Source organism: Vibrio sagamiensis NBRC 104589 (genome assembly GCF_007990935.1).
In the GTDB taxonomy this organism is placed as follows: domain Bacteria; phylum Pseudomonadota; class Gammaproteobacteria; order Enterobacterales; family Vibrionaceae; genus Vibrio; species Vibrio sagamiensis.
In genome coordinates this window covers 1-22,498 of the sequence record NZ_BJXJ01000049.1, presented here as the reverse complement: position 1 = coordinate 22,498, position 22,498 = coordinate 1, and the positions used below count along the sequence as shown (strand labels likewise).

Below are 22,498 nucleotides of genomic sequence, written 5' to 3'. Positions count from 1 at the left end.
TAGTTTCTAGTTTCTAGTTTCTAGTTTCTAGTTTCTAGTTTCTAGTTTCTAGTTTCTAGTTTCTAGTTTCTAGTTTCTAGTTTCTAGTTTCTAACTGTGTGCTACAGGTAGCGTCGCTTGACGAAGCCACTCTTTCACATCACCTTCAACAAGTGGGCTGATCTCATCCCAGACTTTCTGATGGTAATCATTCAGCCAAGCAAGTTCTGGAGGAGTTAGCATATCAACGTTGATATTGCGCTTGTCGATTGGGCAGCGTGTTAGCGACTCAAACGACAGAACAGGGAAGTCACCGTGAGTTGGTGTTTCCACAACAAGCTCTAGGTTTTCAATACGGATACCAAATGCATCTGCACGGTAGTAACCTGGCTCGTTGGACAGCACCATGCCTTTTGTAAGTGGCACATCAATTTGGCGCTTGGAAATGCTTGCTGGGCCTTCGTGAACATTTAAGAAATGGCCAACACCATGCCCTGTACCGTGGTCGTAGTCATAGCCTTCTGCCCATAAGTGTTGGCGAGCTAGCGTATCGATCTGGTAACCTCGAGTGCCTTTCGGGAAGCGTGCCCGAGCGACGCCAATATGGCCTTTTAAAGCAAGAGTGAATTGCTTAATCATTTCTTGTGAAGGCTGACCGATCGCGATGGTACGCGTGATGTCTGTTGTGCCATCTAGGTACTGACCGCCCGAGTCCACAAGATAAAGCGTGTTCAGTTCTAGCTTACCTGGCTCAGGTTGGTTCTCGTGGTTGTAGTGACACATCGCCGCGTTGCCACCTGCTGCCGAAATGGTATCGAAGCTAAGATCCATAAGTGTCGGGTCTTCGCTACGGAATGCTTCCAGTTTGTCAGCCAGTGTCGCTTCATCGTGCAGGTTACCTGCAACGACTTCTGCATCTAACCAAGATAGGAATTTACTCATCGCAACGCCATCGCGGATATGACATGCTTTCATACCTGCGACTTCAACTGCGTTCTTCGCTGCTTTTGGCATCAGACATGGATCTGCTTTACGCACCACAGATGCGCCTGCATTTTGTAGAACCAGCTTAAACCATGCATTGCTGAGCGCAGGGTCAACGAGAACTTTTTTGCCTGTCAGTGCTTCCAATCTGGTCTGTAATGCTTCTGGGTGGTGAACAGAGACACCTGTCCCGACATGAGTGTTAAATTCAGTCGGAAGACGTGCGGGGTCGAGGAAGTATTCTACGCTTGAATCTGAATGCAGAATCGCGTGAGAGAGCAGAACGGGTAGGCGTGATACATCAAGACCACGAACGTTGAGAAGCCAGCAGATGGAATCGAGTGCGGTGATCACTGCGCTGTCTGCGCCTGCTTTTTTTACTAACTCTGCGATCTCTTGGCGTTTGCTTTCGCTAGATTGGCCGACGGCTTCGGTTGCCATGAGGCGAACATCAGAAACCATAGGAGCGGGGCGGTCTTGCCAAAGTTCATCAATTGGGTTGCTGTCGAGGATCTTGAGTTCAAGTGTCCCCGCCAATTTTTCTTGTGCCATGTCTAACCAAGCTGAGCTGTGCATGCGAGGGTCGATGGCCACAGATGAACCGTTTGCAAGTTGCTCTTTGACCCAATCTAGCGCTGGTTCTTCAATAAGATGACGGTACTCAAAAAGTTCAGCAGGCACCTGTTTCGTGACTTGTACTGTGTAACGTCCATCGACAAAAATGGCTGCTTTGTCTTGAGTAATCACTGCTGCACCAGCGGAACCAGTAAAGCCTGTTAGCCAGTATAAACGTTCGTTGTGTGCTGGAACGTATTCGCCCAAAAACTCATCTTCGTGTGGGACAAGTAGGGCATCAATATTGTGTTGTGCTAGCCATTGGCGAATTGCATTCACTCGACTCTGAGTATTATTGTGCATCTGTGCTATTCCTTCAAATTACCGTTTTATCATGCTATAGGTCATTGCATTGATTGTATGCGGGACACGAATATGTTGAGCGTCATCATGTGCTCAGCAAAGTAGATGTTAGTGGGTAAATCATCACCTTTGATAGTAAGCTACCCATTTTATCGGCAGAGCGCAAACCCCGTTGGTGGTTTTTATCTGAGGTGATGTGTTTTTTGGGTAATCATATTACGCAACCAAGTTAAAGCAGAATCATTTTTTCTGTCTTTGTGCCAAAACAAGGAATAGGCCATTGGGGGAAACTCTAATGGTAAAGGGACAAAAGCCATATCAAGTTGCGCTGCAGCGAGTTTTATAAAGTGGCTTGGTGCGGTAAAAATGAAGTCGGTATATGTGCACAAGCTTGCGGCACTATTGAAGTCGGGCACGGTAACTGCGATATCCCGTTCTTTGCCTATATCAGCCAAGCGATAATCGAGTAACCAACGATCATTGCCATCACAACGAACTTGGACATGGCGCAGAGAAAGGTAAGCGTCTAAGTTCCATTTTTTCTGTAGAATGGGATGGTTCTTTCTCAGTATGCACATCTGATGGTCTCGGTAGATCTCTTGTTCAAACACATCATCAGGCGGCAGCATGGTGAGCTTGGCATCGTTAATATCGATATCTCGTCCAGTGATGCCTAAGTCAATTGCACCACGTTGTAGTAACTTAAATGTTTGTTCAGACCAAGAGTGAGTGCTGATAGTGACTCTTGGTGCTTGTTGGAAAATCACAGGTAAGAAATGAGGCAGTATTAACGGATAAGCACTTTCTACTGTCGCGATATGAAAATGGTATTCACTATTGTGTGGCGTAAACTCTTCAGGTTGAACCAAAACCTCAAGCTGGTTTATTAATTGTTCGAGCTTTGGTTTTAGAAAAAGGGCTCGCGGTGTAGGCGTTAACCCATGAGAGTGTCGGATGAATAGAGGGTCATTAAATTGTTGGCGCAGTTTCGCCAATGACTTGCTGACTGTTGACTGACTGAGGCAAAGCCGATGTGCTGCTCTGGTGACGTTTAATTCTTCTAATAAGACTTTAAAGCAAACCAGTAAATTAAGGTCTAAACGTGCTAATTTGACAATATTCACAGTGTATTTCTTATTTGGAATAATGTTAATGAGTATACATCATTTCCATTCATATCAGCAGGTCGGTATGCTTTGGCTGATTTTTTACCTACCTTGGAGTCTGCTGTGTCCTTGCCGATAATAAATAGTAACAAACAAATGGCGCTTTTGACGTTATTGGTTTTGTTTAGCCCACTTGCAATTGATATCTACCTGCCTGCTTTACCATTGATTGCGTCAACATTTCAAGTTGATACCACTCTGGCTCAAGATACCATCACTTGGTTCTTATTCGCAATGGGAGTGGGGCAGGTGTTTGCTGGGCCTTTAGCAGATAAATATGGGCGGCGAGTTATTGCACTTACTGGTATTTCTATTTATGCATTCAGCTCATTGTTGGCTTGGTGGGCACATAATATTGAATGGATGCTGATGGCTCGCTTACTTCAAGGTGTAGGTGCATGTGCAACATCAGTTGCTGCATTTGCTTCGGTTCGAGACCTGTTTGGGCCTGAAAAAAGTGGTCGTATGATCAGCTATCTTAACGGAGCAATCTGTTTTATTCCTGCCTTAGCTCCAATTCTAGGGAGTTGGTTGACTCAGCAGTTTGATTGGCGAGCAAACTTCAGTTTTATGGCGCTTTACGCTTTCATCGTTGGTGGGATACTATTTATCAGTATGCAAGAAACCAATCCAGTCATGACAAAGCAATCAGTATTTAGTTGGCAGCGATACTGGCAGGTTTTAAGGACGCCATCGTTTATTTTCCATGCATCATTGTGTTTACTTTCAATGGCTGTCATTTTGGCCTATGTGACTTCGGCACCTAATGTCCTAATGGTAGATATTGGCTTGTCGATGAATGAATTTACATTTTGGTTTGGTCTAAATGCTATATTTAATATATCAGCATGTATGCTAGCTCCTAAATTTATGGATCGTTGGGGAACTCATAACACATTAGTTGTGGGCATTGCGATGTTGGCTTTAGCAGGCATATTGATGTTAACTCTGAGTGGATACGAAACTGCTTTATGTTTTATGTTGCCAATATTTTTGTCTTCAGTCGGTTTTGCTTGGATTTTAGGCACTGCAGCAGGTAAAGCACTTGAGCCATTTGGTGATAAAGCAGGCACTGCAGCAGCTCTATTAGGGCTGTTTCAGATGAGCGGTTCTGGTTTATTGGTTGGTATTTTGCAGCGTTTGTCATTGGAGCCACAAAATTTAATTGCTCTTCATATGTGGCTTTTATTACCTGCATTGTTGATTTTATTCAGTAAAGTTGGCAAAAGCTGGCATATAAAAGCGGCGAATGCGTAAAACAATGCAATTTAGTATTTTCCAATCCAGTTAACGCGTGTATATTTGTCATTCAGAATTTTTTTCGACACCACAACGGAACTCGTAAAGTAATGTCGTTCACCACGTATGAAATGGCTCGTATTTTAGAGCAAATGGAAGAATCACCAGAAAAGGTGATGTTTGGTAAATTGCTTAATGAATTAGGTAATCAAAGCTCTGAGCGTATTCGTAGCGCAGCAAAACAAGTTCCTGTGCCAGTATTACGCGATATTGTTTATCAGTTTCAACAAGTAATAGAATCACGTAAAGGCGAGCAAGTTGAGCTAATGGCCAAAAAATTAGCCCAACAAGGCATTTCACCAGAAGAGCTGCTTGCTTACTTAAATAAATAATAAAACTTCCCGGTTATTTCCCGGGAAGTTTTTTATATATTTTATCTCATCTGAGCGATCTGTTTAGGTTATAATCGTTTTTTATGGATAAATAACCAGTAGCTCACATCATGATAGATCCTTCCCTGTTAATTGACGGTTTAAACGATAAGCAACGTGAAGCCGTTGCTGCACCTTTAGAAAACTTACTGGTCCTTGCTGGGGCAGGGAGCGGCAAGACGCGTGTCCTTGTTCATCGTATTGCTTGGCTTATGTCGGTCGAGCAGTCTTCGCCATTTTCAATTATGTCAGTGACTTTTACCAATAAAGCGGCGGCAGAGATGCGTGGGCGTATCGAAGAATTAATGATGGGTAGCACGGGTGGAATGTGGAATGGTACTTTCCATGGTATTTGTCATCGAATCTTACGTGCGCACTATCTTGATGCAAAGCTACCGGAAGACTTTCAAATTATCGATAGCGACGATCAACTGCGTTTACTAAAACGTTTGATCAAAGCACAGAACCTTGATGATAAACAGTGGCCTGCACGTCAAGTTGCGTGGTGGATAAACGCGAAAAAAGATGAAGGCCTTCGTCCAATGCATATCGATGCTTATCATGATCCAGTGACAAAAACCTATTTACAGCTTTATTCAGCCTATCAGGAAGCGTGTGATCGTGCAGGTTTAGTCGACTTTGCTGAAATTTTGCTGCGTGCCCATGAGCTACTACGTGATAACAAATTTGTCCGTGAACATTATCAGGCTCGATTCAAACATATTTTGGTCGATGAGTTTCAAGATACCAACAATATTCAATATGCTTGGCTACGGATGATGGCTGGGCCTGAATGTCACGTTATGATCGTTGGTGATGACGACCAGTCTATTTACGGTTGGCGTGGGGCAAAAGTTGAAAATATAGAAAAATTCACTGTGGAATTTCCAAGCGTTAACACTATTCGCCTTGAGCAGAACTACCGTTCAACCAAAACTATCTTAGAAGCATCCAATGCCTTGATTGTGAATAATACCGAACGCATGGGCAAAGAGCTTTGGACTGATGGAGCTGTCGGAGAGCCTATCTCGGTTTATAGCGCTTACAATGAGCTTGATGAAGCACGCTTTGCGGTTACCAAGATCAAAGAGTGGCAAGATAAGGGGGGCGCTCTTAACGAGACAGCCATGCTTTACCGAAATAATGCTCAGTCACGTGTTTTAGAAGAAGCCCTTATTCAGGCAGGCTTACCATATCGTATTTATGGCGGTATGCGCTTCTTCGAACGTCAAGAAATTAAGGATGCATTGAGTTACCTGCGCTTAATGGCCAACCGTAACGATGATGCTGCATTTGAACGTGTGGTGAATACGCCCACTCGAGGGTTAGGTGATAAAACTCTAGAAACAATCCGCTTTGCTGCCCGTGATCGAGGTTGCACAATGTGGGAATCCAGCGTAGCGCTCCTAGATGAAAAGGTACTTGCTGGTCGTGCAGCTGGTGCATTAAGCCGCTTTATCGAGCTGATTACGGCATTGGAAGATGACACCATTGACATGCCGTTACATCATCAAACGGACCATGTGATCAAATATTCAGGTTTGTTTGCGATGTATGAGCAGGAGAAAGGTGAGAAATCAAAGGCACGCATCGAAAACTTGGAAGAGCTAGTGACGGCAACTCGTCAGTTTGAAAAGCCTGAAGAAGCAGAAGATATGTCATTGTTGACAGCATTTTTAACGCATGCTGCATTGGAAGCGGGTGAAGGGCAAGCGGACGAATTTGAAGATGCGGTTCAGCTTATGACGCTACACAGTGCGAAAGGTTTGGAGTTTCCAATGGTCTTTATGGTTGGCGTAGAAGAAGGGATGTTTCCAAGTCAGATGTCTGCCGAAGAAGCTGGGCGTTTGGAAGAAGAACGCCGTTTGTGTTATGTCGGTATGACCCGTGCGATGCAAAAGCTTTATATTACTTATGCGGAAATGCGCCGTCTATACGGACAAGATAAATACCATAAGCCTTCTCGTTTTATTCGTGAGTTACCTGAAACGTGCCTTGATGAAGTACGCATGAAAGCCAAGGTAAGCCGTACTGTGAGTAGTGGTCGATTTAGCCAAACCGCCGTGAAAGAAAGCTTTAATGAGACGGGTTTTACTCTTGGTTCAAGGGTGAAACATCCGAAATTTGGTGAAGGAACCATCATTAACTTCGAAGGAAGTGGGCCACAAAGTCGAGTGCAAATTGCCTTTAATGGAGAAGGGATAAAATGGCTGGTTACTGCTTATGCCAAGCTTGAACAATTATAAACTTTAGTTTCGCAGCTAAATGAGCAAAGTCGGCTAATCAAGGGTTGTGCTTAACGCCCTTGTGGGGTTCTTTCCGGCTTTAGTAAGTCAGATTTTAGGCAAAGAAAAACCCCGAGGGTTTGCACCCATCGGGGTTAGAGTTTTACTCGCAGCAATCCAGCTACTAAAGGTGCTCCCTGCATCAAATCCTTGATAGTGTGCCGTATTCCTTCAGCTTAATCCTTTCATCGCCATCCTAGCGGTGTCCATGACCTTATCCTGGTCTGCTAACTATCCTAGTTAGCTCTCATCACTTGTTCCATGAGCGGTGTCCTTTACATCATCCTGATGTATCGTCCTTTTCCTCTTCCTGAGGAGTCCATTGTCTATCCATAGTAGCAACCATCCTAGTTACTATTGTTTCCATTCAATGTCCGTTTTGCATCCAATGCCCGATCACTCATCCTAAGTCATCGTTTCTTCATCCTGAAGTTCATCAGTCCATGATGTTTCCTGTTCCGTGTCAGAATCCTTCCGACAGGGTTAATATTACGTGTTTGATGAATTCAGACAACGTATACAGCTCACATTTTTAAATATGACAGATAAGATAAAATGCTAAATTGGATATCTTTCAATGACTTATGATTTTATTTAGTGCTTTTTACCCAACATAAAGAGTGTTTTACCTAAGCTGATGTAAGCGATCTCGCACAAAGAGGCGAGCAAAAGGCACCTATTAAGTGATGGTATAGTGTTCATTCTTACTGCTGGGTTCATTTGTCTAATGGAGAAATTGACTTAAAGTAGTAAGAAATATACTGCCGCCAACCAAAGTAAATACTGCGCCACAAATACCATCAATATAGATCGCTACTTGATGCAAGAGTTGTTGCAAGCGTGGTGTTGATAGCATCCATGCCAAACTGGAAAACCAAACCAGTGATAAGACAAATAGGATCACTAATGCGATTGCTTTGCCAACGGTCGACATACCTACAGGCACAATGCTGGACATTAAACTGACAAAAAATACCAGTGCCTTCGGGTTTAAAATATTGGTCATAAAGCCTTTAGTAAATGCATGACGCTTGTTGCTGATCACTAAGCTAGTCGGCTTGCTTTGTTGATCAGAGTTGGGGGTTTTGATCAAGCTGATCACACCTCGTAAAGCTTTGATTCCTAAATAGAGTAGATAACTGCCACCCATAAATTGAATCACAGTGTAAACAAGAGGGTGCTGGTGAATCACAAAACTGACGCCTGTTAAGCTTAAAAAAGAGTGCAGGGCAATTCCCACCGATAAGCCAAGTGCGATATAAAAACCGGTTTGACGGCCATATCGAGTCGCATTTTGGACTACTAAAGCGAAATCAGGCCCTGGGCTCATTAGTGCGATAAAATGTATGGTGGCGAGAGTCAGTAAAACGGTAGATTCATTCATAACAATATCAACTTCTGTAGAACTAAGACGATGATTATGAATAGGCTTGGGTTATACGGCTTGTAAAAAAATGGCAGATTTACAAATTAGGTGTCGAAGTTCAGCGAATGATCTGTGAAGGAGACAGGCCATAGGTTTGTTTGAATGCTTTACTAAAATGGGCTTGATCATAAAAACCGACTTGATGGGCAACATCAGTACCACAATTACCCGCTTTGAGCAGTTTTAATCCTTGCTCTAGTCGTAAATGGGCAAACCAAGCGTAGGCAGTCATGCCTGTTTGTGCTTTAAAATGACGTTGAAATTGAGTTGGGCTCAGTTGGCAGAGTTGAGATAAGGTCTCTAAGCGTACCGCTTGATCAAGGTTGGCCATAAGGTAGTCCTTGAGTGTCGCTAAAGACTGTTTACCAAGTGCGGTGACTTTTTGTTGATCAACGCAGGCGTATCTGGAAAGTAGCGGCTGGAATCCTTCGTAGGGTAAGCAATCTTGAGCAAGTTGGCTTAAGTTTTCTCGTCGAAGGTATTGATGTAAGTTAATTAATTGTGAAAATACAAGAGGATCGGAGATGATCAATTGATTAAAGCTGATGATTTGACCATGGTGCTTAAGATCGGTTAGATCCCCTAAAAGGCTGGGCTCGATAGCAAAGACATTAACTTCATAACCGCAGTCTAGTTTGGATTCACCATCATGCAGCTCATCGGGTGGCATGATGACGATCTGACCAGGCCCGACTTGATGATGCTGGCCTTTGCAGACAAACTTTTGTTCACCTTGTGTGATTAAACCGAGATGAAAATCAAGATGATAATGGCTTCGAAAAGCAAACTTTTGGTATTTTGCTTCGATTAAGCTTAAGTCAGTATGCTCAGTTGAGTAATGTCTAATTTTTTCCATGCAGCGCAGTCAAAGTAAAAAAGCTTGGTTGTTTATTAACCAAGCTTATCGTGCTGTTTGTAAATTGTCTTGTAAAAAATAAACGTTATGGGGAAGTTTAACTTGGCTGACGATTGCTTCGTAAACCATCGATACTAAAGATCAGTAAAGCGCTCCAAATAAAGGCAAAGGTGATTGCTTTGTCCAATGTGAATGCTTCACCGTAAATCAAAGTTGCAAGCAAGAACATCAAGCTGGGACCAATGTATTGGAAGAAGCCCAAAGTAGAAAGCTTAAGGCGTGTCGCCGCACCAGTGAAGCAAAGTAGGGGTAAGGTGGTAATAATGCCCGCTGAAACAAGAAGCGCGTTTAACTGCCAAGTGTTATTAAGTAGATTTGATGTTGGGGTGTCTGTGATAAATAACAGGTAAATCAGAGCGGCAGGGAGCATGACCACGGTTTCGATAAATAAGCCTGTTTTCGCATCGACGCTGACTTTTTTCCGTAGAAGTCCATACAAGCCAAACGTCGTAGCGAGAACAATAGCAATCAAAGGAACAGAACCAAAGATCAATAATTGCACCAGTACACCGCAGGCGGCTAAAGTTACCGCTAACCATTGGAGTTTACGCAGCCTCTCTCCGAGGAAAAGCATTCCCAGCAATACATTGAACAACGGATTAATATAATAGCCAAGACTAGCATCAAGCATTTTATTTGCGTGAATAGCCCAAATAAAAATCAGCCAGTTTGTTCCGACTAAGACGGCGGTTGCGAGTAGGTAAAGCATTTTTGTTTTGTTCTTGATGATATCTCGAACTAAACGTCCATGACGGCCGAAATAGAGCAAAGCTGCCAGAAGAAAAAATGACCAGATTATCCGGTGACTTAATATTTCTAACGGAGCAACATGATGAATAGATTTAAAGTAGATGGGGGCAATGCCCCACATGGTGTAAGCGCTAATCGCCAGAAGCGCCCCATGTTTTGTGTCTTGTCGCTCAGTCGTCATGATTAAGCACATTTCCCTTTTATTTAATAAGGCAAACGATATTATATAAAGTTGCTTATGAAATCATCTAACAATTTGCGGTTTTATTCGCGATCAAACCCCTTTACAATGTTCGCCTGTCTTGCAAATGGGTAGCCTGTTTGGCGCCTTCCTTTAACGACCCAACCTGAGATTTCCCATGACTTCGACTGTCTTAGCCGAACAATCCGATTTGCCGATCACGCCCCAACAAGTTCTTGAAGAGGTGTTTGGTTATACCGTTTTCCGTGATGGTCAACAAAAGGTCATTGATGCAGCGGTAGAAGGTCGAGATAGCTTAGTGATTATGCCGACGGGTGGCGGGAAGTCATTATGTTATCAGATCCCTGCTTTGGTTAGAGAAGGAATTACTTTGGTCATTTCACCACTGATCTCTTTGATGAAAGACCAAGTTGATCAATTGAAAGCCAACGGCGTAGCAGCAGAGTGTGTTAATTCGACGATGTCGCGAGAAACTCTGATTAATATTTATAACCGTATGCATGCAGGGCAGATAAAACTAGTTTATGTCTCGCCAGAGCGTGTCCTGATGCGTGACTTTATCGAACGGTTAGAGGCGCTGCCACTAAATATGATTGCCGTTGATGAAGCGCATTGTATTTCACAATGGGGTCATGACTTTAGGCCAGAATATGCGGCACTGGGCCAGCTCAAGCAGCAGTTTTCTCATGTGCCTTTTATGGCCTTAACCGCCACCGCTGATGATGCAACGCGCAAAGATATTCTTGATCGTTTACAACTCAATGAACCAGAAGTTTATCTAGGCAGCTTTGATAGACCAAATATTCGCTATAACTTGGTAGAGAAACATAAGCCAATCTCACAGATTCTCCGTTATTTAGATACCCAAAGAGGGCATTGCGGGATCATTTATTGTGGCAGCCGTAAAAAAGTGGAGATGGTGACGGAAAAGCTCTGTAATAACCATATTCGAGCGGCTGGCTACCACGCGGGTATGGACGTTGATGAACGAGCTTATGTGCAAGAAGCGTTTCAACGTGATGATATTCAGATTGTGGTTGCTACTGTGGCATTTGGGATGGGGATTAACAAGCCTAACGTGCGTTTTGTTGTCCACTTTGATATCCCACGTAATATCGAGTCTTACTACCAAGAAACAGGGCGAGCAGGTCGTGATGGCTTACCCGCTGAAGCCATGATGCTGTATGACCCAGCAGACATTAGCTGGTTACGTCGTATGCTAGATGAAAAAGATGACGGGCCACAGAAGCAGGTTGAAAGTCATAAACTGAATGCGATGAGTGCTTTTGCCGAAGCTCAGACTTGTCGTCGCCAAGTATTATTGAACTATTTTGGAGAATATCGTGAAAAGCCATGTGGTAACTGTGACATTTGTTTAGACCCACCTAAACGCTTCGATGCGACAGAGCAAGCGCGTAAGGCGTTATCGTGTGTTTATCGAGTTAATCAAAGCTTTGGTATGGGGTACGTGGTTGAAGTTTTGAGGGGGATGCAAAATATCCGTGTACGGGAAAATGGCCACGATAAAATTTCAACTTACGCGATCGGGAGAGACCATAGCCATGATTATTGGATCAGCATCTTTCGTCAGCTGATTCATAAAGGGTTACTGTGTCAAAACATCACCCGCAATTCAACTTTACAGCTCACCGAAGAAGCGCGTCCTTTGCTGAGAGGTGATATTTCATTGGAATTAGCGGTTCCTCGTTTGGATACCGCGGCTCGCGCGGCAAAATCCGATAAGTTGAGCAGCAAAAACTACGATAAAAAATTGTTTGCTAAATTACGCAAATTACGCAAATCCATTGCCGATGAGGATGGATTGCCTCCCTATGTGGTGTTTAGTGATGCAACCCTGATTGATATGGCAGATATCTTGCCTACTTCTTATGGTGAAATGCTGGCAGTGAGTGGGGTGGGACAACGTAAACTGGAAAAATATGCTGATGCGTTCCTTGACCTCATCCAGGAACATATTACTCAGCGTTAATAAGGAATGTAAATGCAGCATGAGTTTGGTTTAGCGGAATATCTGGTGGAAGAGGGGCGATTAATTATTACTTGCCCAAGCTTTGATCTCGATACCTTCCCATTATTAGGACAAAGATTGATCAACTTGTTGTCAGCAAGTGTCATCGAAAAGCAGTGGGATGCGGATATCCATTCATGGCTTATTGATTTTGAAGGCTGCCGACTTTTCATGAAAGCAGAGCATTATAGTGAAGCCATTTGGTTCGAAGCTTTAGCAGCTGATCAGAGTGAAGAAGAACTTAACTATTTAGCCGGATTATTTCAGCGCGGCTTCTAGAAAGTAGAGCTAAAAACAAAAGCGTGTTTCATGTGAAACACGCTTTTTTAATTAAACGTTTGCTTAAAATCGATGACTTGCGGCAAAAAGTGGTTAATGTATAATCACCGGCCGCTTGACGGTGAGAGTGTCTCGCGTCACTATTTTTTTGTTAACATTGTTGGTGAGAGTGGCTATCTATCTAGACAAGCACTCGATTTGGGTTCCCTCACCCCCAAACCAAACTAAAAAGGTACAAAATGAGTAACTTTACCCCTGCGCAGCAGCGCAACGCCCTAACTTACTTGGTGCTATTTCACCTCGTTATTATTGCCTCAAGCAATTATCTGGTTCAAATTCCCTTTACGATTTTTGGTCTTCATACCACTTGGGGAGCCTTCACGTTTCCGTTTATCTTTCTAGCGACGGATCTCACGGTGCGTATCTTTGGCGCAAAAACGGCACGTCAGATCATCTTTTTAGTGATGTTACCGGCATTGCTTGTATCTTATTTGCTTTCGGTACTCTTTTTTGAAGGACAATTTCAGGGCTTCAGTCAGTTTGGAGAGTTCAATCTCTTCGTCGCACGTATTGCCATTGCCAGCTTTATGGCTTATTTACTTGGCCAAATAATGGATATTTATGTCTTTAATCGCCTACGTCAGATGAAGCAATGGTGGGTTGCGCCAACGTGCTCGACACTATTTGGTAATGCATTAGATACGTTGGCTTTCTTTGCAATTGCTTTTTATCAAAGCTCCGACTCGTTCATGGCGGAACATTGGACTGAGATTGCTTTGGTTGATTATGGGTTCAAACTGATCATCAGTCTTGGCTTGTTTGTTCCTATGTATGGGCTGTTATTAAATTACCTAGTGAAAAAACTCACGGCTGTGAATCCTAGCTTTAAGGTAGGTATTACTGTTTAGGAGCGAGTATGGCTGGTGGGGTTACCTTCGCTTTACGATAAAGTTTGCTGCCTGAGATGTAATAAGGCCTGACTGCGAGATTCAATCGGAGTCAGGCTTTTTTATACCATTATATTTTACTCTAGAGTGTTTCTATCAAATGATGCTAGAGATAATGATGAGATGTACCATTCGTGGTTATTCGGTGGCAATGATCAGTGGCCAACCAATGTCAGTTTGGCGGTTTGCCTCAATTTCCAATTCCGCGGTGGTAAGAGGGTTTGTTTGCAACCACTGTTTGTCCAAATGAAGAGTAAGTTGATCTCCACGGGCAGAGAGAACCGTGTGAGGCTCCAGATCAGGGTTACGGCGATGACTTAAAAGTACGGCAAGACGTAACAAACGAAGAATACGTTTAGCACTGACTCCAGAGATTGCATGCTGCTCTGGTAAGGAAGTCAATTGTTCACGATAACGACGTGCGGCCTCAGCGATAAACAGTTTTTGGGCGCGAGTATAGCCCGGTAAATCAAGGTGCTGAAGCAGGTAAGCACTGTGATCGCCTCCTTGTTTAAAGTCGATAGTTAAACCAATTTCGTGTAGCTTCGCTACTGTCTCAAGTAACATCTGCCCTTGGGGCTCAGGAACCCATTCTTCTCCACCTACTTGCTCCAGTAAGACTTTGGCTTTATTAGCGACTTGCTCCCCATATTTACTGTCGAGCTGGTAGCGGCTTTGAATGCTGTTAATTGTCCGAGCTCGAATATCTTCTTGACGAAGCTCATCAACCATTTCATATACTAAGCCTTCACGAAGTGCGCCGCCTGCGAGGGTCATCGCATCGATATTGAGTAGCTCAAAAATAGCGATCAGAATGGATAATCCGCTTGGGAAAACGAGGGCACGTTCTAGAGTTAGGCCTTCGATATCAAGTTCTTCTAGATGGTCCGCCAGCATGGCCTGTTTCTGCAAACGCTTTAGTTTGGAGTGAGTAATTACTTCGTCCATACCCTGTGCAAGCATTATTTCTTGTAATGCTTGCACGGTTCCTGAAGCGCCAACACAGACATCCCAGCCAAGCGTTGTATATTGCTCTAAGATAGGTTGCAGTACTTGCTTGGCACCATTAATTGCGGCGTTAAAGTTACAGGCAGTGAGCTGACGATCCTTGAAGAAACTTTCTAGCCAAGTGACGCACCCCATTTTTAGGCTGGTCAGGGCTTTGGCTTCAAACCCTTCTCCGATAATTAACTCTGTGCTGGCTCCACCGATATCGACCACTAAGCGTCGGCCGCTGCCTCCAGAGGTATGGGCAACACCTTTATAAATGGTCGCCGCTTCTTCTTCACCACTGATGACTTCGATAGGTTGGCCTAAGATCTGGTTGGCTTTAGCTAGAAACTCATCGGCATTGGTTGCTGTCCGCAAGGTGGCAGTGCCAACAATACGAATATTGGTGTTAGGGATATCCTGCAAGCGTTCGGCAAACAAGCTTAGGCAGTCCCATCCTCTTTGCATGGCCTCCACACTAAGTTCATTATGCTCATTTAAGCCTGCAGCAAGGCGGACTTTACGCTTAATTTTAGCCAGGGTTTGCACACTCCCGTCGATATGGCGGACGACGAGCATATGAAAGCTGTTTGAACCGAGGTCGATAGCGGCATACAGTGGTGATGTTCCTGCTTGACTCATAAGTGGCTTCAATATCCTATTTAAGCTTGCTTGGGTGCTGACGGGCGCGGTTGGCGCGGACGGCGTCCCTGATGTTTACGATTTCCAGAACGAGATCCACCCGTGTTAGTGCGACGTTGCTGGGTTCTTGGTGAACGCATTCGCATTGGAGCAGGAAGCTCTTGCAGCAGTGCAGAGGCGTCGTATTCTGATACTGGAATAATATGCTCAATGTATTCTTCAATTGCTGGGAGATTAATTGCGTACTCTTCGCAAGCAAAGCTGATCGAATGTCCACTTTCTCCTGCGCGACCAGTACGGCCGATACGGTGAACATAATCTTCACAATCATCAGGAAGGTCGTAATTAAATACGTGAGTCACTTGAGGAATATGTAATCCACGTGCAGCAACATCTGTCGCAACGAGAATATCGACATCACCACGTGTAAACTGGTCAAGAATTTTTTCACGCTTTTTCTGTGGTACATCACCAGTGAGAAGGCCAACGCGATGGCCGTCAGCGGCTAGATGGCCCCAAACGGTTTCACATCTGTGTTTGGTGTTGGCAAAGATAATTGCACGATCTGGCCAGTCTTCTTCGACTAGAGTTTGTAGTAGCGCCATTTTATCTTCATTAGAAGGATAAAAGAGCTCTTCTTTGATGCGATGGCCTGTTTTTTGCTCTGGTTCAGCAGCAATGGGTTCAGGGCTGTTCATATGTTCAAATGCTAGCTCTTGTACGCGATATGACAATGTTGCAGAAAAAAGCATATTCAAACGTTCTTTGGGTTCTGGCATTCTTTTAAATAGGAAGCGGATATCTTTAATAAAACCTAAATCGAACATACGATCGGCTTCATCTAGTACAACCACTTGAATGCTATTCAAGTTAAATACACGCTGTTTGTTGAAGTCGATAATACGACCTGTTGTACCAATGAGGATATCAACCCCATTCTGTAGTTGAGCGAGCTGCTTATCATAGCTTTCGCCACCATAGGCTAAAGCTGCTTTCAGGCCAGTGCTCTCGATAAGAGGCTTCGCATCATTAAAGATCTGAATAGCCAGCTCACGCGTTGGCGCCATAATAATTGCACGAGGCTGATTTGGCTGACGTCCTTCATGTTCTGGTGTTGTCAAAAGGTAATTAAAAGTAGCAGTAAGGAACGTAAGAGTCTTACCAGTGCCCGTTTGGGCCTGGCCTGCAATGTCTCGGCCGGTGAGCAGTACCGGCAACGCCAAAGCTTGGATAGGGGTACAAAACTCAAACCCTTTTTGCTCCAAACCTTCAAGTACTTGGGGGTGTAAACCCAAGTCGGCGAACTTTTGCTCTGTGATATGTGTCTTTTTCATTGTTATAGAATATCAGCTAAAGCTTGCAATACGAAAGTAAATACATTCCAATAGGGCATCTATTTACTGGTTATCACCCAACCAGTTTCAAAAAACACATTGGAGTGGAAGATGAGTGATAAGATTTTGCAGCTTACAGATGACGGTTTTGAAAACGACGTAATCAATGCTGCAGGCCCTGTTCTGGTTGACTTCTGGGCGGAGTGGTGTGGTCCTTGTAAAATGATTGCCCCTATCCTAGATGAAATAGCAGATGAGTATGAGGGCAAGCTCACTATCGGTAAACTAAACATTGATCACAATGCTGGTACGCCACCTAAATTTGGTATTCGTGGCATTCCAACGCTACTATTGTTCAGAGACGGTAATGTAGCAGCAACGAAAGTCGGTGCTTTATCTAAGACTCAACTCAAAGAGTTTTTAGACGCAAACATATGATCATCCTGTGATTAGAGATAAAACCGTGTAGAGTCGTAATACACGGTTTTGTTTTTCTAACTCTGGACTAGACTAATAAATAGTGCTAACTTATTGCACGCTAATTGAACAGTTTCTCTTCTTGGTCGCTCCTGAGACCAAATCCATCTAACTTGAAAACAGATCCTATTTTGACTAAACAAGAATCCACAACCATGAACCTAACTGAACTGAAGAACAGACCTGTGTCTGACCTTGTTAAACTTGGCGAAAGCTTAGGACTTGAAAACCTAGCACGTTTAAGAAAGCAAGATATTATCTTCGCTATCTTAAAAGCACATGCCAAAGGCGGCGAAGACATCTTTGGTGACGGGGTTTTGGAAATTCTGCAAGACGGTTTTGGTTTTCTACGTAGTGCCGACAGCTCATACCTTGCTGGCCCAGACGACATCTACGTATCTCCAAGCCAGATTCGTCGTTTCAATCTCCGAACTGGCGACTCTATCGCTGGTAAAATTCGCCCACCCAAAGACGGTGAACGTTACTTTGCCTTATTGAAAGTTAATACCGTTAACGATGATAAGCCAGACAATGCACGTAACAAGATTCTCTTCGAAAACTTGACACCACTGCATGCCAATGAACGAATGGTGATGGAGCGCGGCAATGGCTCAACCGAAGATATCACGGCCCGTGTTCTAGACCTAGCTTCTCCAATTGGTAAAGGTCAGCGTGGTTTAATTGTTGCTCCGCCAAAAGCGGGTAAAACAATGTTGCTCCAGAATATCGCTCAAAGCATTGCCTACAATCATCCTGAATGTGAGTTAATGGTACTTCTAATCGATGAACGTCCTGAAGAAGTTACCGAAATGCAGCGCTTGGTTAAAGGTGAAGTGATCGCATCTACGTTTGATGAGCCTGCTTCCCGTCACGTTCAAGTTGCCGAAATGGTTATTGAAAAAGCAAAACGTCTTGTTGAGCACAAAAAAGACGTTGTTATTTTGCTTGATTCTATCACTCGCCTTGCTCGTGCTTATAACACGGTTGTTCCTTCATCGGGTAAAGTACTTACAGGTGGTGTTGATGCTAACGCTTTGCATCGTCCAAAACGTTTCTTTGGTGCTGCACGTAATGTGGAAGAAGGCGGTAGCTTAACAATTATTGCAACAGCACTTGTCGATACGGGCTCTAAAATGGATGAAGTTATCTATGAAGAGTTTAAAGGTACAGGTAACATGGAACTGCACTTGAACCGCAAGATTGCTGAGAAACGTGTATTCCCTGCGATTGACTTTAATCGCAGTGGTACTCGTCGCGAAGAGCTATTGACCAAAAATGACGAATTACAGAAAATGTGGATTCTGCGCAAAATTGTTCATCCTATGGGTGAAACTGATGCTATGGAATTCTTAATCGATAAATTGGCCATGACGAAGACCAATGATGAATTTTTCGATGCTATGCGTCGTCAATAATTCGATATAAATCACCTTTATAAAAAGCCACTGAATATCAGTGGTTTTTTTGTTGCTTTCCTTTGATATAAGTCGCAGAATGATGTAAATGTTATCGGGAGGTTAACATGCAACACGGAATGTTGTCGTCTTTACTCCTATATATGTCACTGTCTACTTTACCAATATTGGTTTCTGCGAAGGAAATGCAGTCTCTCGAAGTGGAGCAGTGGCTTCAGGATGCCTACTTAGTTAATACGGTCTCTAAGTTACTCGAAGATATCTCTGATGATGATATTAAGAGAGTAAAATATTCCCTGACTCAATTAACAGCCCTTCAGCAAGAAGTCGTTCGATTACTGCTATTAGAGCAGTTAGAGCAGCAAGCAGTGCCATCAACAGAAAAGCTTAGCTCTTTTGTTCAGTCTCAAATGGGACTCACACCTAAATATCAAATCTTAGAGTATGGTGATGGCTATGAATTTAGTGTACCTGCGTTTAATTTTCCTGTTGTTGCAAGCCGGATACTTAAACGTTGGAAACTAGAGCGAGAAAGAAAAGAGCTTGCATTACAAGCAGAACGCTATGAACTGAACTTAAAAATATGGCTGTCAGAAAAGCCTCAGTTGAAAAAGTCACGTGAAGCTTTGTTGATTAATGAACTTGAGCATTTTTCTTCAGAAGCATTAAATGAGCTGACGAAGCAACTGACTTGCAGTAACGTTACCAGCTGGCTACCTTCGACTCCGATAGTTGTCCGTTTGGCGCAATTGACTGGTGATAGCAGTGTGTACGATATGTTATGGCGCATGCGAGCTGACTACCATGGTCAAACTGAGTTGCTAAGGCTGTCAGAGTCAGGTGATGAATTTTCTTTGCAGCAAATGATGAATGCTACTGCAAACCCTACGTTAAAACCTTACGCGATGAAGCTTCTGGCTGATATAGAACCAATGTCTTTAGAAGTAAAGCAATTCTTAAGCGGTAAAACGGCACATCTGAAAAGAGCCTGGGTAGTAAAAGAGTTAACCGATCAGATAGATAACGCTCGATTTGATACAGCCGTGTCAAGTAAGAAGAAAGCAGAAGATAACTAAATTTTATATGGTTTAGAATGTTTGAGATTTTTATACCCACATAAAATAAGGGGATCTTACTACGGTCCTATTTGTTATACTGGAAGTAGTTTAAATTAACCAGTTGAAAGCTTATGATTTTTAAGGATTTACGTGAATTTATTGACCATCTAGAGCAGAAAGGATGCCTTAAGAGAATCACACATCCTGTTGACCCCGCATATGAAATGACAGAGATCAGTGATCGTACATTAAGAGCAGGCGGTCCGGCGTTATTGTTCGAAAACCCAATTGGCTATGATGTCCCTGTTTTGACCAATTTATTTGGAACAACGGAACGCGTAGCAATAGGTATGGGTAGAGATCATGTACAAGAACTACGAGAAGTCGGTAAGCTACTGGCGTACTTGAAAGAGCCTGAGCCACCAAAAGGGTTTAAAGATGCACTTGAGAAACTTCCTGTGTTTCGACAAGTTCTCAACATGCCAGCTAAACGGCTACGTAAGGCACCTTGTCAAGAAGTGGTTTGGCAAGGTAATGATGTTGATCTGGATAGAATTCCGGTGATGAGTTGTTGGGCTGATGATGTTGCTCCATTACTCACTTGGGGCTTAACGGTGACCAAAGGCCCTAATAAAAAACGTCAGAACCTTGGTATTTACCGTCAACAGAAGATTGCGAAAAATAAAATCATTATGCGTTGGTTGGCCCATCGTGGTGGTGCGCTCGATTTACGTGACTGGATGGAAACACATCCAGGGAAGCCGTTTCCAGTCTCCGTTGCCTTTGGCGCTGATCCTGCCACTATTCTTGGTGCTGTAACCCCTGTTCCAGACACATTGTCTGAATATGCTTTTGCTGGTTTATTACGTGGCAGTAAAACTGAAGTGGTAAAGTCAATCAGTAACGATTTAGAAATACCTGCCAGTGCAGAAATTGTTTTAGAAGGATATATCGACCCCGCGGAGTTTGCTGACGAAGGCCCTTATGGGGATCATACTGGCTATTATAACGAAAAAGAAAAGCATCATGTTTTTACTATTACGCATATCACCATGCGTAAAGACCCTATTTACCACAGTACTTATACCGGTCGCCCACCTGATGAACCTGCGGTTTTAGGTGTTGCTCTGAATGAAGTTTTTGTGCCTATCTTACAAAAGCAGTTTCCTGAAATTGAAGATTTCTACCTTCCACCGGAAGGGTGCTCCTATCGAATGGCTGTTGTCACGATTAAAAAACAATATCCGGGCCATGCTAAGCGGGTCATGATGGGAGTGTGGTCTTTTTTGCGCCAATTTATGTACACGAAATTTGTGATTGTCTGTGATGAGTCTGTGAATGCTCGAAGTTGGGATGATGTTGTTAAAGCAATGACTTTGCATATGGATCCGGTTAGGGACTGCTTAATGATTGACAATACGCCAATCGATTCACTCGATTTTGCTTCTCCTGTTGTTGGTCTGGGATCAAAAATGGGCTTAGATGCAACGATAAAATGGGATGCCGAGGAGAAGTTATGTTCACAACTGCATCAAAACAACAGTAATAGAATGCTTAATGAAGCGGAGTTAGTAGAGCTGAAACAACAGCGCCCAGACATTGTGGAAATTTATCAGCCAGAAAGTGCACAAGGTCAATTTACAATTGTAACGATGCAAAAGACGCAAGCAGATCAATCACGAGAGTTATTAGAGTACCTATGGGTTTTTTTTGATAAGACACATCAAAATAAGTTTATTATTGTGTGTGATGACGATGTTAATGCTTATGATTGGAACGATGTGATTTGGGCGATAACGACACGAATGGATCCAAACCGAGACACTATAAAAATGAGCCAGAAAGGCGAGAGTGGCTCTAAGATCGGTTTAGATGCAACCAATAAATTCGAAACTGAAGTCACAAGAGAATGGGGTACGCCAATCAAAAAAGATCCTACACTAGTGTCTCAAGTCGATAAAATTTGGGAGCAGCTTGATATCTTGTAAGCTACGTTCAACCATACCTTTGTTTGCCAAATTGCTCTTCACTTGTGTAAGTATAATTTGTACGCAGAGCAGCAGAGCAATGGGGAGGGGCTAAATATCTCTCCCATAGTATAAAAATCAGCAAGGCTAAGCTCTTTTCTACTTAGCCTGTGTAGAAAGTAATTCAGTACTTACCTTTACAGAGTAAGCGAGAGGAACATCATGACAATCCAATGTAAAGTCAAGTCTATAGAACCATTAGCTTGCAACACCTACAAAATTCTTTTACAGCCTGAATCACCAGTGGAGTTTAAAGCAGGCCAATATTTAATGGTCGTGATGGGAGAAAAAGATAAACGACCTTTTTCTATTGCAAGCAGTCCATGTCGTCATGCGGGAGAGTTGGAGCTACACATTGGTGCTGCTGAGCATAATGCATATGCTCTAGAAGTGGTTGAAGCAATCCAAGCAGCTTTAGAAACGGGGAGTTATATTGAAATTGATGCTCCACACGGTGATGCTTGGATTCAAGAAGAAAGTGAGCGTCCGTTATTACTTATTGCTGGTGGTACGGGCTTTAGTTATGTGCGTTCAATATTAGATCATTGTGTGGCACAAAATAAAACGAACCCTATACACCTTTACTGGGGAGCTCGTGATGGCCATCAGTTATACGCCAAAGAAGAGCTTACTGAGATTGCAAATCAACTTGCACACGTACACTTTATTCCTGTAATTGAAGATACTGAGCAAGAATGGCAAGGTAAAGTTGGAAATGTATTACAAGCAGTTTGTGATGACTTTGAAAGTCTTGAACATTACGATATTTACATTGCGGGGCGATTTGAAATGGCGGGAGCTGCTCGAGAGCAATTTACACAAAATAAGAAAGCGAAGAGCGATAGAATGTTTGCAGATGCTTTTGCTTTTATTTAATTAAGTAATATTGAGCAAAAAAAGAGGAATGTTTATCCTCTTTTTTGTGGTTTTGATTAAATAACCAACGAACATGTTTTTTTTCTGGTTTTTTTAAAAAAAACTATTGCGCTCGATGTCAAACTGCC

Annotated in this window: 18 protein-coding genes; 11 read left to right on the top strand and 7 right to left on the bottom strand. The window is 43.2% G+C overall.

The genetic code is table 11. The features are described 5' to 3' along the window. Positions 1–90 precede the first annotated feature (90 nt). Complete coding sequence (locus tag VSA01S_RS17435) at positions 91–1,881, bottom strand: aminopeptidase P family protein (protein ID WP_039980276.1); 1,791 nt, start codon at positions 1,879–1,881, stop codon at positions 91–93. A gap of 182 nt (positions 1,882–2,063) precedes the next feature. Then, positions 2,064–3,005 carry a LysR family transcriptional regulator gene (locus VSA01S_RS17430; RefSeq protein ID WP_039980277.1) on the bottom strand — a complete coding sequence of 314 codons (942 nt, stop codon included), beginning with the start codon at positions 3,003–3,005 and terminating at the stop codon, positions 2,064–2,066. Positions 3,006–3,110: 105 nt separating this feature from the next. Here VSA01S_RS17430 and VSA01S_RS17425 point away from each other — a divergent pair, with 105 nt between their 5' ends. The 3 genes from VSA01S_RS17425 (at position 3,111) to uvrD (ending at position 6,963) form a co-directional block, all read left to right on the top strand. Then, complete coding sequence (locus VSA01S_RS17425; RefSeq protein ID WP_193789248.1) at positions 3,111–4,304, top strand: multidrug effflux MFS transporter; 1,194 nt, start codon at positions 3,111–3,113, stop codon at positions 4,302–4,304. 92 nt (positions 4,305–4,396) lie between these two features. Continuing rightward, positions 4,397–4,678 carry an H-NS-like global regulator TsrA gene (gene tsrA, locus VSA01S_RS17420; RefSeq protein WP_021711243.1) on the top strand — a complete coding sequence of 94 codons (282 nt, stop codon included), beginning with the start codon at positions 4,397–4,399 and terminating at the stop codon, positions 4,676–4,678. Between the two features lie 110 nt (positions 4,679–4,788). Then, positions 4,789–6,963 (top strand): DNA helicase II, encoded by a 2,175-nt coding sequence (gene uvrD, locus VSA01S_RS17415; protein WP_039980279.1) that lies wholly within the window; start codon positions 4,789–4,791, stop codon positions 6,961–6,963. 763 nt (positions 6,964–7,726) lie between these two features. Here the strand turns inward: uvrD and VSA01S_RS17405 are convergent. The 3 genes from VSA01S_RS17405 to rarD all read right to left on the bottom strand — a co-directional run bounded on the left by VSA01S_RS17405 (position 7,727) and on the right by rarD (position 10,275). Continuing rightward, complete coding sequence (locus VSA01S_RS17405; protein WP_039980280.1) at positions 7,727–8,386, bottom strand: LysE family translocator; 660 nt, start codon at positions 8,384–8,386, stop codon at positions 7,727–7,729. Between the two features lie 100 nt (positions 8,387–8,486). Continuing rightward, complete coding sequence (locus VSA01S_RS17400; protein WP_039980281.1) at positions 8,487–9,284, bottom strand: AraC family transcriptional regulator; 798 nt, start codon at positions 9,282–9,284, stop codon at positions 8,487–8,489. 97 nt (positions 9,285–9,381) lie between these two features. Further along, positions 9,382–10,275, bottom strand: a complete 894-nt coding sequence (rarD, locus tag VSA01S_RS17395; RefSeq protein WP_039980282.1) for an EamA family transporter RarD — start codon at positions 10,273–10,275, stop codon at positions 9,382–9,384. 178 nt (positions 10,276–10,453) lie between these two features. Between rarD and recQ the strand changes: the two genes are divergently transcribed. The 3 genes from recQ (at position 10,454) to VSA01S_RS17380 (ending at position 13,512) form a co-directional block, all read left to right on the top strand. After that, positions 10,454–12,286: an ATP-dependent DNA helicase RecQ gene (gene recQ / locus VSA01S_RS17390; RefSeq protein WP_039980283.1), complete on the top strand. Its 1,833-nt coding sequence runs from the start codon at positions 10,454–10,456 to the stop codon at positions 12,284–12,286. Positions 12,287–12,298: 12 nt separating this feature from the next. After that, positions 12,299–12,604: a DUF3630 family protein gene (locus VSA01S_RS17385; protein WP_039980284.1), complete on the top strand. Its 306-nt coding sequence runs from the start codon at positions 12,299–12,301 to the stop codon at positions 12,602–12,604. Between the two features lie 239 nt (positions 12,605–12,843). Beyond that, the gene (locus VSA01S_RS17380) at positions 12,844–13,512 is read left to right on the top strand and encodes a 7-cyano-7-deazaguanine/7-aminomethyl-7-deazaguanine transporter (RefSeq protein WP_039980285.1); all 669 of its coding nucleotides are present in this window, start codon (positions 12,844–12,846) and stop codon (positions 13,510–13,512) included. 177 nt (positions 13,513–13,689) lie between these two features. On the opposite strand, the gene gppA is transcribed toward VSA01S_RS17380, so the two are convergent. Together gppA and rhlB are read right to left on the bottom strand one after the other, a co-directional pair. Beyond that, complete coding sequence (gene gppA / locus VSA01S_RS17375) at positions 13,690–15,183, bottom strand: guanosine-5'-triphosphate,3'-diphosphate diphosphatase (RefSeq protein WP_039980286.1); 1,494 nt, start codon at positions 15,181–15,183, stop codon at positions 13,690–13,692. Between the two features lie 20 nt (positions 15,184–15,203). Beyond that, positions 15,204–16,517, bottom strand: coding sequence for an ATP-dependent RNA helicase RhlB (gene rhlB / locus VSA01S_RS17370; protein ID WP_039980287.1), 1,314 nt, complete (start codon positions 16,515–16,517; stop codon positions 15,204–15,206). A 111-nt stretch (positions 16,518–16,628) separates the two neighbouring features. Here rhlB and trxA point away from each other — a divergent pair, with 111 nt between their 5' ends. The 5 genes from trxA (at position 16,629) to fre (ending at position 22,370) form a co-directional block, all read left to right on the top strand. Continuing rightward, positions 16,629–16,955 carry a thioredoxin TrxA gene (gene trxA / locus VSA01S_RS17365; protein ID WP_039980288.1) on the top strand — a complete coding sequence of 109 codons (327 nt, stop codon included), beginning with the start codon at positions 16,629–16,631 and terminating at the stop codon, positions 16,953–16,955. Positions 16,956–17,149: 194 nt separating this feature from the next. After that, positions 17,150–18,409, top strand: a complete 1,260-nt coding sequence (gene rho, locus VSA01S_RS17360; protein WP_021711257.1) for a transcription termination factor Rho — start codon at positions 17,150–17,152, stop codon at positions 18,407–18,409. A 107-nt stretch (positions 18,410–18,516) separates the two neighbouring features. After that, entirely contained in the window at positions 18,517–19,485 is a 969-nt protein-coding gene (locus VSA01S_RS17355; protein WP_039980289.1) for a hypothetical protein, read from the top strand. Between the two features lie 113 nt (positions 19,486–19,598). Continuing rightward, positions 19,599–21,455, top strand: coding sequence for a 4-hydroxy-3-polyprenylbenzoate decarboxylase (gene ubiD, locus VSA01S_RS17350; protein WP_039980290.1), 1,857 nt, complete (start codon positions 19,599–19,601; stop codon positions 21,453–21,455). A gap of 201 nt (positions 21,456–21,656) precedes the next feature. Beyond that, positions 21,657–22,370: an NAD(P)H-flavin reductase gene (gene fre / locus VSA01S_RS17345; protein WP_039980291.1), complete on the top strand. Its 714-nt coding sequence runs from the start codon at positions 21,657–21,659 to the stop codon at positions 22,368–22,370. The last annotated feature ends 128 nt before the right edge of the window (positions 22,371–22,498 follow it).

Excerpts from the sequence above, each read along its gene's own strand:
- VSA01S_RS17435 (WP_039980276.1), bottom strand. The coding sequence starts at position 1,881 with ATGCACAATAATACTCAGAGTCGAGTGAATGCAATTCGCCAATGGCTA.
- tsrA (WP_021711243.1), top strand. The coding sequence starts at position 4,397 with ATGTCGTTCACCACGTATGAAATGGCTCGTATTTTAGAGCAAATGGAA.
- uvrD (WP_039980279.1), top strand. The coding sequence starts at position 4,789 with ATGATAGATCCTTCCCTGTTAATTGACGGTTTAAACGATAAGCAACGT.
- VSA01S_RS17405 (WP_039980280.1), bottom strand. The coding sequence starts at position 8,386 with ATGAATGAATCTACCGTTTTACTGACTCTCGCCACCATACATTTTATC.
- VSA01S_RS17400 (WP_039980281.1), bottom strand. The coding sequence starts at position 9,284 with ATGGAAAAAATTAGACATTACTCAACTGAGCATACTGACTTAAGCTTA.
- rarD (WP_039980282.1), bottom strand. The coding sequence starts at position 10,275 with ATGACGACTGAGCGACAAGACACAAAACATGGGGCGCTTCTGGCGATT.
- recQ (WP_039980283.1), top strand. The coding sequence starts at position 10,454 with ATGACTTCGACTGTCTTAGCCGAACAATCCGATTTGCCGATCACGCCC.
- VSA01S_RS17385 (WP_039980284.1), top strand. The coding sequence starts at position 12,299 with ATGCAGCATGAGTTTGGTTTAGCGGAATATCTGGTGGAAGAGGGGCGA.
- VSA01S_RS17380 (WP_039980285.1), top strand. The coding sequence starts at position 12,844 with ATGAGTAACTTTACCCCTGCGCAGCAGCGCAACGCCCTAACTTACTTG.
- gppA (WP_039980286.1), bottom strand. The coding sequence starts at position 15,183 with ATGAGTCAAGCAGGAACATCACCACTGTATGCCGCTATCGACCTCGGT.
- rhlB (WP_039980287.1), bottom strand. The coding sequence starts at position 16,517 with ATGAAAAAGACACATATCACAGAGCAAAAGTTCGCCGACTTGGGTTTA.
- trxA (WP_039980288.1), top strand. The coding sequence starts at position 16,629 with ATGAGTGATAAGATTTTGCAGCTTACAGATGACGGTTTTGAAAACGAC.
- rho (WP_021711257.1), top strand. The coding sequence starts at position 17,150 with ATGAACCTAACTGAACTGAAGAACAGACCTGTGTCTGACCTTGTTAAA.
- VSA01S_RS17355 (WP_039980289.1), top strand. The coding sequence starts at position 18,517 with ATGCAACACGGAATGTTGTCGTCTTTACTCCTATATATGTCACTGTCT.
- ubiD (WP_039980290.1), top strand. The coding sequence starts at position 19,599 with ATGATTTTTAAGGATTTACGTGAATTTATTGACCATCTAGAGCAGAAA.
- fre (WP_039980291.1), top strand. The coding sequence starts at position 21,657 with ATGACAATCCAATGTAAAGTCAAGTCTATAGAACCATTAGCTTGCAAC.